Genomic DNA, 13,284 nt, shown 5'->3' with positions numbered 1-13,284 from the left:
GGCAATCGCCTCGTGGGCATCCTGCACGGCTGCCTCAAGACCCGAACCCCCTACGACGAAACCACCGCCTGGGCCCACCGGCACGCCGCCGCCGCTTGACCCCCCAGCCCATGGGATGTCTGAGCGGCGAATCTGCCGACGCCGGGCGTTTGTTGCCCATCCGGCGCGACCCTGGGTGTGATGGGGACCTCACATGACCCTCGGGAGGTCGTCGATGGCCGACACCATGAAGGCACTCGCATTCCTGGGCACCGGGAAGGTCGGGCTCGTCGAGCGTCCGATCCCCACCGCCGGCCCCGGTGATGCGGTCGTCCGGACGACGAAGGCGCTGATCTGCACCTCGGACGTCCACACCGTCGCCGGGCTGCTGCCGGTCCCCGAGGGGCGCCTGCTCGGGCACGAGAGCGTCGGCGTGGTCCACGAGATCGGCGAGGGCGTCACGTCGGTGCAGGTGGGCGACCGCGTCGCGGTCAACGCCGTCACGCCGGACGGCACGTGCGACAACTGCCAGGCCGGCTACACGTCGCAGTGCGGCGGTCCGCTCGGCGGCTACCGCTTCACCGTCCAGAAGGACGGCAACATGGCGGAGTACTTCCACGTCAACGACGCCGACTACAACCTCGCCCCGATCCCCGAGGGCCTCGCCGACGATGTCGCGGTCTACGCCTGCGACATGCTCTCGACGGGGCTCATCGGCTCCGAGAACGCCAACATCCCGGTCGGCGGCTCCGTGGCGATCTTCGCCCAGGGCGCGGTGGGCCTCTCCGCGACGCTCGGCGCCAAGCTCCGGGGCGCGGGGCTGGTGATCACCGTCGAGGGCCTGGCGAACCGGCAGGCCGTGTCCCGGCAGTTCGGCGCCGACGTGGTGATCGACCCGGCGTCGGGCAACGTGGCCGAGCAGATCACGGAGATGACGAACGGCGGGGCGGACTCCACGGTGGAGGCCCTGGGGAACCAGGCCACCTTCGAGGGCGCGCTCTACGCGACACGGCCCGGCGGGACGCTGTCGAACGTCGGGTACCACGGGGAGTCCGGCCCGACGGTCGTCATGCCGCTCGACGCGTGGGGCCTGGGCATGGCCGGCAAGAAGATCGTCACCGACCTGTGCCCCGGCGGCCGCCTGCGCATGGAGCGGCTGATGCGCCTGCTCTCCAACGGCAAGATCGACCCCACGCCGATGACCACGCACACGATGGGCATCGACGACGTCGAGGAGGCCTTCGACATGATGACCCACAAGCGCGACGGGATCATCAAGCCGCTGATCACCTTCTGATCACCCCTCCGGCCCCCGGTCGGCCGGTCCGCCCGGCGGCCGGGGGGCGTTGAGCCGGAAGCCGACGCCCACCAGCCGGACGACGAGGGCGACGGCGGCGCCGACGAGCGTCCACACCAGACCGCCCACGCCCGCCCGTGCGGCCAGCACGACGACCGCGGCACCGAGCATCGCCGGGATCGCGTAGAGCTCGCTGCTCAGGACGCTGGGGACGCGGCGCACGAGGACGTCGCGGATCGTGCCGCCGCCCGCCGCGGTGATCGTGCCGAGCAGGACGGCCTGCCCGGTGCCCGCGCCGTGGACGAGGGCCGTCGTCGCCCCGGTCACGGCGAACAGGCTCAGCCCGAGCGCGTCGAAGACCGTGATCGGCAGGCTGAGGCGCTCGAGCTGCCCGGCCGCCGCGAACGCGACCAGTCCGCCGGCGGTGGCCACGACGAGGTAGCGCCAGTCGCTGAACGTCGCCGGGGGCAGCGCGCCGAGCAGGACGTCGCGCAGGATGCCGCCGCCCAGGGCCGTAATCATCCCGAGCGTCACCACCCCCACGATGTCGAGGCGCGCGAACCGGATCCCGGTGAACGCGCCGTTCAGGGCGAACGCGAACGTCCCGGCGAGGTCCAGGACGAGCGCCGTCGTGACGGCCGCGGGCGATCCGGTCATGCCTCCGTCCATGCCTCCGTCGGTGTCCCCATCAGTGCCCCCGGAACGCCTCGGCCAGCCACCAGGACGGGCCGTCGGAGGTCACCTTCGCGTCGAGCAGCAGCGGGCGGTCGCGCGGGCCGGCGAGCCACTCCCCCACGATCGCGAGGTCCGCGCCCGACCGGACCACGGCCGCCTCGCACCCGTAGCCGCGGGCGATCGCGGCGAGGTCGGTGTCGGGGAAGCGCACGGTCCCGTGGTCGGCGTCGGCGAAGTGGTGGAACTCGGCGCCGTACCCCGCGTCGTCGTAGACCACGACGACCATCCCGAGCCCCCACCGCACGGCCGTCTCGAGCTCGGCGATCCCCATGAGGAACCCGCCGTCGCCGCACGCCGCGACGGCGAGACGGTCCGGCCGGGCCAGCGCGGCCCCGAGGCCGGTGGCGAGGCCGAGCCCGATCGACTGGAAGGCCTGCGTGAGGCAGAAGCCGGCCGCGTCGGGGACGGCGAGGTGGCCCGCCGGGTAGCCCATGAAGTTGCCGGAGTCCACGGCGACGGTCCGCTCGGCGGGCAGCAGCGCGTCGAGCGCCGCCGACAGCGTGCGCGGGTCGATGCGGTCCGACCCGGCGACGTCCGCGGGCGCCGCGTGCCGGCCGTCGGAGGCCAGGCGTCCGGCGACGGCGTCGGTCCGGTAGCCCGCGGAGGTCCCGACGTGCTCGGCGACGTCGCGGGCGGTCGCGGTGACGTCGCCGAGCACGCCCAGGTCGACGGGGCGCTGCGCCCCGAGCGCGTCGGCGGTGTCGTCGACCTGCACCAGCGTGGCGTCGCCGAGCAGCGCCCCGTGCCGGGTGGTCCACATCGTCAGCGAGGCACCCCAGGCGACCACGAGGTCGGCGCCGGTGATCAGCTCGGCGGCCAGCGGGGTGGAGAAGCCCCCGGAGATGCCGAGCGACCACGGGCGGCCGGCGAAGAGCCCGTGCGCCACCGCGGACGTCGCGAGCAGCGCACCGCAGGCGTCGGCGAGCGTCTCGAGCTCCGCGCGGGCGTGCCGTGCGCCGCGGCCGGCGATGAACACCGGGCGCTGCGCGCCGTCGAGCAGCGCGGCGAGCTCGGCCACCGCGCCGCGGTCGGGGCGGGGCGCGCGCCAGGTCGTGCGCGCCGGGGCGGGCGCCGGGTCCGCGGGCGCGGCCTGCACGTCGAGGGGCAGGTTGAGCACGACGGTGCGGCGCTGGTCGCGGCAGGTGCCGTAGGCGCGGACGACGTCCGCGGCCGCCGACGCCGGCGAGTGCACCCGCTCCGCGACGGCGCCGACGGAGCGCGCCACGGCGTCCTGGTCGATGCGGAAGTTCGACCGCACCGCCGCCCCGGCGGTCTCGGCCGCGAGCACCAGCAGCGGCGTGCGGCTCTTCGCCGCCTCGGCGATGCCGGTCAGCGCGTTGGTCAGCCCGCAGCCCTGGTGCAGGGTGACGACGGCGACCTCCCCCGAGGTCCGGGCGTAGGCGTCGGCCATCGTCGCCGCGCCGCCCTCGTGGCGGGCGGCCACATAGGGGACGCCGGCCGCGCGCAGCGCGTTGGTGACGTGGAAGTTGCCGCTGCCGACGACGCCGAACGCGTGCCCGACGCCCAGTTCCGCCAGCAGCGCGCCGACCTGGTCGGCGACCGTCACGCCTCCACCAGCGCCAGGACCCGCGTCGGGCTCCCCGACCCGCCGACGATCGGCAGCGGGCACACCACGAGCACCGCGCCGGTGGCGGGCAGCCGGCCGAGGTTGCGCAGGCTCGTCAGGCCCCACTTGTGCGCGCCCATGAGGAAGTGGTGGCACGCGAACGGCGGGTCGAAGCCGCCCGCGGCGCCCGCGTCGGTGCCCACGGTCTCGACGCCGAACCCCGCCAGCGGCGACTCCTGCGCGATCCAGCGCGCGCACTCGGCGGACACCCCCGGGGTGTGCGGGCCGGACTCGTCGGCGTTCATGAACGCGTCCTGCGTCCCGCCGCGGGCCTCCCACCCGGTGCGGTAGAGCAGCCATCCGCCCTCGGGCAGCGGGCCGTGCTCGGCCTGCCAGGCCTCGATGTGGGCGACCTCGAGCAGGAAGTCGGGGTCGCCGTCGACCTCGCGGCTCATGTCGATGACGACGACCGGCGCGACGAGCAGTCCCATCGGCGCCTGCGAGACGTCGACGCCGTCCCGGCCGGTGACCCAGTGGTTGGGGGCGTCGAGGTGGGTGCCGGTGTGCTCGCCGGTGTGGATGTCGTTCCAGTACCAGGCGGGGCCGCGGTCGTCGTAGCGCGAGAGCTCCTCGAGCCGGAACCGCGAGGTGTTCGCGAACGGCGCGGGCAGCTCGAGGATCGGCGTCGACTCCTGCAGCGGCGTCGTGAGGTCGATGACCTCGACGCTCCCGGAGCGGGTCGCGGTCACGAGGGCGGACAGGACGGACACGGGGTCTCCTCGGTGGGGCGTGCGGGGGCTCAGTAGATGCGGCTCAGTAGATGCGGCTCAGTAGATGCGGCGCAGGCGTGCGGCCAGCGGGCGTCCGTCGGGATCCAGCACCCTGCGGTACGCGGGGCCCGTGATCCAGCGTTGCCGCCAGGTCTGGTCGACCTCCTCGTGCCCGGGGGCGTGGCGACGGAGGCGCCCGCGCGGTCGCGCACCGAGCGCCCCGCCGGCATGCCACGCGTCGAGCGCGGCGACGCGTTCGCGCACGGTGCGCGCGGCGGCGTCGGGGTCGAGCAGGACGGCGTCGTCGGCCTCGAGGTGCTCGCGCATCAGCTCGAGGCGCAGCCGGCGGGCGAAGCCCCTGGCCCCGTCACCCAGGCCCGCCGGGTCCTCGGGGGCACGCCCGTCGCGCTCGGAGTCGAGGATCGCGGCCGCCAGCTCGGAGTCGTGGGTCCAGGAGCGCGTGTTGAAGTTGTTGCTCCCGACCGTGGCCCAGACGTCGTCGACGACGCAGATCTTGGCGTGCACGTAGACCGGGCGCGCCTCGTCGTTCTCGACGTCGAGGATCTGCACGCGGTCGCCGCCGGCCTCGTGGACCATCGCGATCGCCTCGCGCTGACCGACCGACGCCGGGGTCGGGCCGTCGTCGCGGTCGGGGCGCGGGACGACGGCGATGAGGTGCAGCTGCGGGGCCCGGCGCAGCGCGGCGGCGAACACGCGGGCGACGTCGGCGGACCACAGGTACTGGTCCTCGACGTAGACCAGCCGCTGCGCCCGGCCCAGCACCTTGATGAAGGCGCGGGCGAGGCTGCGCTCGCCGCGGGGAGCGAACGGGTGCGCGGGCCGCCGCTGCGGATAGGTGCGCAGGATCTGGATCGCGCACCCTCCCGACCGCGGCGGGTCCGGCGTCGGGTCCGGGAGCGACGACCCCCGCCGGGGCAGGCCGTGGAGGAGGTCGGGGACGACGTGCCAGGGCAGCCGGGCCAGCGGCGCCGGGTCGTCCCACCGCTCGGCGATGACGTCGTGCAGGTCCCGGACGACGGGTCCCCGCAGCTCCACCTGGGCGTCGTGGCGGGGGCTGCGGGTGTACTCGTCGCCCGACGCCGCCGACTGCGGGTCGCCCCGGTGGACGATGTCGTCGCGGGCGCCGAGGACGAGGTCGATGCCGCCGACGTAGGCGACGTCGTCGTCCGGGTCGCGGTGCCGGAGGACGACGATCTTCTGGTGGTGGCTGCCGAGCGGCCGGATCCGCTGGTCGAGCAGCACCTCGCCGCCGGCGGCGAGCACCGCCGCGGCGAGCCGGCGGTTCTGCGCGACGTGGTAGCCGAACACCTCGAGGTGCGAGCGCCACAGCAGCCCGCGCACCTGGGCCCCGCGGCGCGCCGCGCCCGTGAGGACCTCGGCGACCGTCGGTCCGCCGTCGCCGAGCTCCTGGTCGCCGTCGCCGCGCCAGCCGGCGAAGAGCACCAGGTCGCCGTCGCCGGTCGCCGCCACGCGCTCGGTGAGCGCCCGGTAGTAGGCGCTCCCGTGCACCCGCAGGTGCACGGCGTTGCCCTCGGTCCAGGCCCGCAGCCGGGTCGCCGGGTTGTCACGTTCGGCGCGCGTGAGGAACCAGTCCTCGATCCGCGGCGCGCCGCGCCTCGGGCCGATCCCCAGCACGTCGCACAGCCCGGGCAGCAGCTCCTCGCCGTTCGGGGCCTCGACGACGGGCGGGCTGCCGTCGCCACCCGCCGACTGCCGGTCGTCGCCGAGGTCGACGAGCCGGCGCAGCGCGATCACCGCGACCCGCCCCGGGTGGTCGCGGGCGACGTCGGCGAAGAGCTGCGGGTCGTGGCCGGCGTCGTCGCCCACGAGCACGAACGTGGTGTCCGGGTGCCGGGTCAGCAGCCGCTCGATCACGGCGCGCTTGCTCTCCAGACCCGCGCCGAAGAACCAGCCCGTGAAGATGCCGCGCCCGGCCATCAGCACCGTGCCCGGCGGGTAGTGGTCGTGCCGCAGGATCCGCCGCAGCGGGCGGCCGAGCCGGATCGGCAGGGCCGTCAGGAAGAAGACGGAGCCCCCGGCCCCGCCCTCGACCAGCGTCCGCAGCACCCGCTGCATGCCCAGCTGCGACCGGCGGTCCTGCGGGCCCCGGGTGGCCAGCGCGCGCAGCCGGCCCCACTGCCGGCGCAGCGGCGCGATCCGCAGGATGCCGTCGATGTCGTAGACCACCGCGTACATCGGTCGCTCCATGGTCACCGTGCGCATCGTCGCGGGCGGGCGAGCCGAGGACAAGCACCGTCAGGCGGTGGCCGACACCAGCCAGCAGGCGGCGGTGAAGGCCACCTCGTCCCCCCGGACGAACGGGGCGAGGGCCGGGCGGACGCGGTCGGCGACGCGGGCCCTGGTCGCGTCGTCCTGACCGGCGAGCGCGCGGCCGACCGGGCCCATGAGGGTCAGGTAGGCCTCCAGCTCGCTCGCGGGGAAGGTGCACTCGCGGTCGACCGGCTCGACGGTGACCTCGCCCCACCCGGCGCCGCGGAGCATCGCCGCCGTGCGCTCGCCGTCGGCGAGGCCGAACTGGCCCGGGGCCCCGGGGACGGGCAGGGGCACGTCGAGCAGGCCGGCGGCCGCCTCCGGCGCCGCGGTCATGAAGGGGTTCTCCCCGGGGTCACGCCAGACGATCGCGCGCAGCGCGCCGCCGGGCGACGCCGCCGCGCGCAGGTTCGCGAACGCCGTCGGGGGGTCGTCGAAGAACATCACCCCGAACCGGGAGGCGACCACGCGCGGCCCGGGACCGAAGTCGTGGCGCTGCGCGTCGGCGGCGACGAAGGGCACCTCCAGGCCCGCGCGCGCCACCCGCTCGCGGGCCGCGGTCAGCATGGGCTCGGAGACGTCCACCCCCGTCACGGCCGTTCCGGGGCCGAGCCGACGGGCGAGGGCGAGGGTCGTGGCGCCGGTGCCGCACCCGACGTCGATCACCGCGGGGATGCCGGCCGCGGCGTCGGCGACGCGGTCGACCAGGAGCTCCTCCAGCGGGACGTACATGGCGTCGAGCACGCCCTGCAACCGCACCCACGCCCCGCCGCCGGGTCCGTTCCACAGCGCCGCCTGCTCCGTCCCCATCCGCCCGCCTCCCGTCGTCGTGGGACGTGACCCTGCCGCGACAGCGCGATCTCCGCACCTGGTCCCCGCCCCGGCGGCTGGTCCGGGCCCGCGTGCTGGTGGACGCTGGGGTGCGTGGGCACGGAGCTGGGTCCCTATCGCCTGGGCCCGGTGCTGGGCAGGGGCGGGATGGGCGAGGTGTACCGGGCGTGGGACACGCGCCGCGGGCGCTGGGTGGCGCTCAAGCTGCTCAGCCCCCGGTTCGGCGCCGACCCGGCCTACCGGCGCCGGTTCCGGCGCGAGGCGGAGGCCGCGGCGGACCTGCGCGAGCCGCACGTCGTGCCGGTGCACGACTTCGGGGAGATCGACGGCCAGCTGTTCCTCGACATGCGTCTCATCGACGGCACCGATCTCGGCACCGTCCTGGTCGAGGGCCCGCTCGCTCCCCCGCGCGCGGTCGACCTGATCACGCAGGTCGCCGCCGCGCTCGACGCGGCCCATGCGGCCGGCCTGGTCCACCGTGACGTCAAGCCGTCGAACGTGCTGGTGGGGCCGGGCGACTTCGCCCACCTGGCCGACTTCGGCATCGCCCGCTCCACGGGATCGGAGACCGCCGAGGGCTCGGTGATCGGGACGATGGCCTACATGGCCCCCGAGCGGCTGCGGGCCGAGCCCGCCGACGCGCGCTCCGACGTCTACTCCCTCGCCTGCCTGCTGCACGAGTGCCTGACCGGCTCGCCGCCCTTCGTCGCCGACGACCCGTCCGCGCTCGTCGACGCCCACCTCCACCTGCCCCCGCCCGCCCTCACCGACGACTCGATCCCGCCGCCGCTGCGTCGCGTCATCGCCCGCGGCATGGCGAAGGAGCCCTGGGACCGGCCCGCCGGCGCCGGGGCGTTCGCCGCGGAGGCGAGGGCGGCCCTGCACGCGCGGCCGACCGCGCGGCTCGTCCCGGCCGCCCCGTCGGACCGGCTCGTCCGCGGGTGGCGCCGCTGGTCGCCGCGCCTCCCCGGCCGGTGGGGGCGTCGGGTCCTCGGCCTGGCGCTCGCGGTCCTGCTCCTCGTCGTCGGGATCGCCGCGGTGCGCCGCTACGTCGGCGACGGGATCTCCGTCGGGTACAGCCCGGTCGCGGTGGCCTTCAGCGCCGACGGCGGGGACGCCTACATCGCCAACGCGGGCGACCGGTTCGTCGGGGTGTTCGACACCGGCCGGCGGGTCCGGGTCGGCGAGATCCTCCTCGAGGGCGAGACCGTGGGCGCCGTCGCCGACCCCGCGGGCGAGCAGCTGTTCGTCACCACCACCCGTCGCGACCGGCACGCCCTCACCGTGATCGACATGCGCACCTCCGCCGTGGTCGCCGGCGTCGCCCTCCCCCGGCCCCCGGTCGCCGTGCCGGTGGTGAACGCCCGCCGGACGACCGCCTTCGTCCCGACGCCCCGGGGCATCGACGTCATCGACCTGCGGGGACGGGGCGTCGTGGGCACCCTCAACCGGACGGCCACCGGGCTCGCGCCGAGCGCGGACGGCACCCGCCTGCTCACCGTGGACGACCGCCGCGCGACCGCCGAGGTCGTCGACGTCGCCAGCCGCTCCACGGTGACGTCGATCCCCCTCGAGGCGCCGGCACGCAGCGCGGTCGCGTCGCCCGACGGCGCGACGGTCTACCTGGGCAGCGCGGACCCGCGGCACGCCCTGACCGTCGTCGACCCCGTCGCGGGAGCCGTCGTCGACTCCGTGGCGCTGCCGGGTCCCGTCTCGGCGCTGACCGTCTCCCGCGACGGCCGCCGGGCGTTCCTGGCCCTGGCCCCCGCCGACCGGCCGGTGCTCGCCGCCGTCGACACCGACGACCTCCGGCCCGAGGTCGGCTGGTTCATGGAGGAGTTCACCGGCCGGGTCGCGCTCGCCGCCTCCCCGGACCGCCGGGAGGTCTACATCGTCAACACCGACCTCGGGACGTTGACCATCGACGACGTCACGCGGCGGCCGTGACACCGGAGGGGTGACGCACGACTGTTTGCGTTGTCGTTAGCGGTGCTATGGACTGGCGGCCATGCTCCGTGACGCCGACGCCGCGGTGGCGCCACCGAGCGACACCAGCACGGAACCTCCCCTCCGCTGGCTCGTCCCCGTGCTGAGCACGCTGTTCGTGCCGATCTACGCGTCCGGGTTCCTCGCCGGGAAGATCGCCACCGCGCACATGGCGGTGCCGACGGTGCTGCTGTGGCGGTTCCTCATCGCACTGGCCGTGGTGCTCGTCGCCGTCGTCGTGATGCGGCCCGCGATGCCCCGCGGCCGGGCCTGGGTGCACCTCGTGGTGACCGCCCTGCTGCTGCAGGTCGGCCAGTTCAGCTTCGTCTACGCCGGCCTGGCGGAGGGCGTCCCGGCCGGCGTCTCCAGCCTCATCCTCGGGATGGCGCCCCTGCTGGTCGGGCTGCTGACGCCGCTGGTGCTGGCCACACGACTGGGGGCGGCGCCCGTCGTCGGCCTGCTGATCGGGGCCTGCGGTGTCTACATCGTCCTGTCCGACCAGCTCGGCGGGTCGCTCGGCTCGGCGGTCGTGCTCCCGGTGCTCGGGATGCTCTCGATGGCCGCCGGCACGCTCTACCAGAAGCGGTTCAACGACGACACGCCCGTCGCCACGAGCGTGGCCGTGCAGATGGCGGCGTCGCTGGTCGTGACCGTGGCCGCGATGCCCTTCCTCGGCGTCGGCTGGCTGCCCACCGACGCGGCCGGGTGGTGGGTGTCGCTCTGGCTCGGCGTCGTGAACTCGGCCGGCGCGTTCGCGCTCATGTTCCTGCTGCTGCAGTGGCGCTCGACGGTGCACGTGAGCGCCCTGCTCAACCTCGTGCCGGCGACGGTCGCGCTCGCCGCCGTGCCGATCCTGGGCGAGGCCCTGACCGTGAACGCCGTCATCGGCCTCGTCGTCGCCCTCATCGGCATGTACGTGGGCCTCGGGCTCCTCGGCCGGCGGCGCCGAGCACAATCCCTGCCATGAGGCGAGTGGTCTGCCGTGCCTTCGGGCCCGTCGAGGACCTCGAGATCGTCGAGGAACCCGATCCGGAGCCGGGGCCGGGCGAGGTGCTCGTGGAGGTCGAGGCCGCCGGGGTGAGCTTCGTCGACGCCCTGATCGTCCGGGGCGGCTACCAGCTGCGGCCCGACCTGCCGTTCACCCCGGGCACGAGCCTGTGCGGCCGCGTGGCCGCGGTGGGGGCGGGCGTGGGGGCGGACGCCGGGAGCCCGGCCGTCGGCGATCGCGTCGCGGCACTGGTCATGGACTTCGGGGCCCACACCTCGCACGTGACGCTGCCCGCCGGTCGCGTCGCCGCCGTCCCCGACGGCGTCGACCCCGCGGTCGCGGCGACGGCCCTCGAGAGCTACAGCACGCTGCTGTTCGCGGTGACCCACCGCGTCCCCGTCGAGCCGGGCGACCACGTCGTCGTCCTGGGCGCGGGCGGCGGCATCGGGCTCGCGGCGGTCGACGTCGCCCGCAGCCGGGGCGCCCACGTCGTCGCGGTCGCCTCGAGCGAGGAGAAGCAGCGGGCCGCGCTCGCGGCCGGCGCCGAGCACGCCGTCGGGTACACCGACCTCAAGAACGACATCCGGCGCCTCACCGGGGGTGGCGCGCACCTGGTCGTCGACCCCGTCGGCGGGGCCGCCTCCGAGTCGGCCCTGCGCGCCCTGCGGCCCTACGGCCGGTTCGCCGTCCTCGGCTTCACCTCCGGCGAGATCCCGAAGCTGCCCGCCAACGTCGTGCTCATCGGCAACCACGCGGTGGTCGGCGTGGACTGGGGCGACTGGGCGCGCACCGATCCCGACGCCGCCACCGCCCTCGTCGCCGACCTCCTCGCCCGGGTCGCCCGCGGCGAGCTCCGTCCGCCGCGCCCCGCGCTCCGGCGGCTCGACGAGGCCGGCGACGCGCTCGCCCTCTTCGCCCGGCGGGCCGTCACGGGGAAGATCGCGCTGGTGCCCGGCTGAGCGGGGCGTGCACATCCTGAGCCGATGTTGACGGTCGTCGCGCCACCTCACGACGATGCGCGGAGGCGACGACCTCGTGACCTCGCCGACGACTCGAAGGAGCCCGCCGTGATCGTGATCAACATCGTCATGCCGATCCGTCCCGAGAAGACGGACGAGTGGCTGGCCCTCGCCGACTCCTACGCCAAGGACGTCAACTCCGAGGAGGGCTGCCTGTTCTTCAAGTTCTCCCGCAGCCTCACCGACGAGAACGAGTACGTCTGCATCGAGGGCTTCCGCGACGCCGACGCCGGCGCGACCCACGTCCAGCAGCCCTACGTGAAGCAGTTCTTCGACGCCGCCCCCGACCTCGTGTCGGCGCAGCCGCAGATCCTCTACATCGACACGCCCCACGACGGCTTCGGCCCGATGGGCGAGATCCAGCCCCGGTGAACCGTCGGGCCGGCCCGGGGCGTCACCGCGAGCCCTCGGCCGACATCGGCGCCACCACGGCCCGGAAGGTGTCGTCCGGGTCGACACGCCGCTTGACCTCGGCCAGCCGGTCGAGGTCGGTCTCCGAGTAGGCCGAGCGCACCTGCTCCTCGGTGACGTCGGGCCCGGCGAGGAAGTTCAGGCAGGCGCCGCCGGTCCCCCACGGCGCCACGGCCTCGTGCAGACGGGCGAGCGCGGCGCGCAGGGCGTCCACACCGTCGTCGGTCACGGCCCCGCCGGAATAGAGGCAGAACCCGGCGTCGCGCCGCCCCAGGGCGCTCGGCACCGCACCGGGGCGTGCGGCCGCGCCACCGAGATGACGCAGCTCGACGAGGAAGGGCGCGTGCGCGTCGGGGCCGGCGAGCGCGAGCAACGTGTCGACGGTCCCGGTGTCGAGGGTGCGCAGCATCGAGTTCCGGGCGTGGAAGGCCACCGGCGCGGTGGGCTCGGCGTGGATCGTGCCGACCTCCCCGTACGGCATCCCGCGGACGGTGTCGGTCAGCGGGCCGAGCGCACGGAAGGGGGCGACCCAGCGCTCGCCGTCGGCCGCGTCCCCGGTGAAGACGAACCGCACGTGGCTGACGTAGCGCCCGCGCAGCTCGTCGGGCAGGAACGGGAGATCCGGCATGCGGATCAGGAGGATCGACGACCCCATCTCCTCCGGCACCGTCCGGGTCCACTCGGCGTAGGCGTGCAGGACCTCGGCGGACCTCTCCGCGGCGAAGTGCATGCCTCCGCCGTAGAGCCGGCTCACGGGATGGAGGGCGATCTCGAGGGCGACCACGACGCCGAACCGCCCCTTCCCACCGCCACGCAGTGCCCAGAACAGCTCGGTGTCGGCGGTCGGGTCGGCCCCGGCCGTCACACGCCGCAGGTGGCCGTCCGCGGTGACGATCTCCAGCGCACGGACGTGGTCGACGGCGTACCCGAACTGCCGACTCATGAGGGCGACCCCGCCACCGAGGTGGTACGAGACGACACCGACGTCCGGCGCCGAGCCGTTCAGGGGCGCCAGACCGTGCTCGGCGGCCGCGGCCACCAGGGCTCCCGAGCGGACGCCGGCCTCGACCCGGGCGGTCCGCGCCACCGGGTCCACCTCGATGCCGGTCATGCGCGACGTGGTGATCAGGAGGGTGTCGTCGTCCGCGGGCACCGTGGGGCCGTGTCCGGTGGCCTGCACGGCGACGGCCAGGCCGTGCGCGGTCGCGCAGCGGACGGAGGCCACGACGTCGGCGACCCCCGCCGCGCCCACGATCAGCGCGGGACGCTGGTCCACGGAGAGGTTGTAGCCACGCCGTTCGGCGTCGTAACCGGCGTCGTCGGGGGCGAGGACCGGGCCCGCGGTCGCCGGTCGGGTGAGGGTGCGCATGGAAAGGACACTGCTCCCGACGACGTGCGGGAACAACGAC

The 13,284-nt window shown here is 75.3% G+C and carries 11 protein-coding genes; 5 read left to right on the top strand and 6 right to left on the bottom strand.

Features of this window, described 5'->3' with window-relative positions:
* The first annotated feature begins 214 nt into the window (after positions 1–214).
* Entirely contained in the window at positions 215–1,276 is a 1,062-nt protein-coding gene (locus PH191_RS29270) for an alcohol dehydrogenase catalytic domain-containing protein (protein ID WP_274198153.1), read from the top strand.
* Here PH191_RS29270 and PH191_RS29265 read toward each other — a convergent pair whose 3' ends face one another.
* Genes PH191_RS29265 through PH191_RS29245 form a run of 5 tightly spaced genes read right to left on the bottom strand, consistent with a single transcriptional unit; the run spans position 1,277 to position 7,450 of the window.
* Positions 1,277–1,933: a trimeric intracellular cation channel family protein gene (locus tag PH191_RS29265; RefSeq protein WP_274198152.1), complete on the bottom strand. Its 657-nt coding sequence runs from the start codon at positions 1,931–1,933 to the stop codon at positions 1,277–1,279.
* 31 nt (positions 1,934–1,964) lie between these two features.
* A complete protein-coding gene (locus PH191_RS29260) occupies positions 1,965–3,578 on the bottom strand; it encodes a thiamine pyrophosphate-binding protein (protein WP_274198151.1) in 1,614 nt (537 codons plus the stop codon).
* A complete protein-coding gene (locus PH191_RS29255; RefSeq protein WP_274198150.1) occupies positions 3,575–4,348 on the bottom strand; it encodes a cyclase family protein in 774 nt (257 codons plus the stop codon). Before PH191_RS29255 ends, PH191_RS29260 begins: the two co-directional genes overlap by 4 nt.
* A 57-nt stretch (positions 4,349–4,405) precedes the next feature.
* A complete protein-coding gene (locus PH191_RS29250) occupies positions 4,406–6,577 on the bottom strand; it encodes a phosphatase domain-containing protein (protein WP_274198156.1) in 2,172 nt (723 codons plus the stop codon).
* A 48-nt stretch (positions 6,578–6,625) separates the two neighbouring features.
* Positions 6,626–7,450 (bottom strand): class I SAM-dependent methyltransferase, encoded by an 825-nt coding sequence (locus PH191_RS29245; protein WP_274198149.1) that lies wholly within the window; start codon positions 7,448–7,450, stop codon positions 6,626–6,628.
* Positions 7,451–7,564: 114 nt separating this feature from the next.
* Here PH191_RS29245 and PH191_RS29240 point away from each other — a divergent pair, with 114 nt between their 5' ends.
* From PH191_RS29240 to PH191_RS29225, 4 genes are all read left to right on the top strand, one after another.
* Complete coding sequence (locus PH191_RS29240) at positions 7,565–9,418, top strand: protein kinase domain-containing protein (protein WP_274198148.1); 1,854 nt, start codon at positions 7,565–7,567, stop codon at positions 9,416–9,418.
* 61 nt (positions 9,419–9,479) lie between these two features.
* Positions 9,480–10,424, top strand: coding sequence for a DMT family transporter (locus PH191_RS29235; RefSeq protein ID WP_274198147.1), 945 nt, complete (start codon positions 9,480–9,482; stop codon positions 10,422–10,424).
* Positions 10,421–11,404 carry a zinc-binding dehydrogenase gene (locus PH191_RS29230; RefSeq protein WP_274198146.1) on the top strand — a complete coding sequence of 328 codons (984 nt, stop codon included), beginning with the start codon at positions 10,421–10,423 and terminating at the stop codon, positions 11,402–11,404. The genes PH191_RS29235 and PH191_RS29230 overlap by 4 nt, the downstream gene beginning before the upstream one ends.
* Before the next feature lie 108 nt (positions 11,405–11,512).
* A complete protein-coding gene (locus tag PH191_RS29225) occupies positions 11,513–11,836 on the top strand; it encodes a putative quinol monooxygenase (RefSeq protein WP_274198145.1) in 324 nt (107 codons plus the stop codon).
* A gap of 22 nt (positions 11,837–11,858) precedes the next feature.
* Here PH191_RS29225 and PH191_RS29220 read toward each other — a convergent pair whose 3' ends face one another.
* Positions 11,859–13,244, bottom strand: coding sequence for an FAD-binding oxidoreductase (locus PH191_RS29220; RefSeq protein ID WP_274198144.1), 1,386 nt, complete (start codon positions 13,242–13,244; stop codon positions 11,859–11,861).
* Positions 13,245–13,284 lie beyond the last annotated feature (40 nt).

The organism is Actinomycetospora callitridis (assembly GCF_028737265.1).
Taxonomy (GTDB): domain Bacteria; phylum Actinomycetota; class Actinomycetes; order Mycobacteriales; family Pseudonocardiaceae; genus Actinomycetospora; species Actinomycetospora callitridis.
The sequence above is the reverse complement of the archived record's forward strand: the minus strand, read 5'-3'. Positions and strand labels throughout refer to the sequence as shown.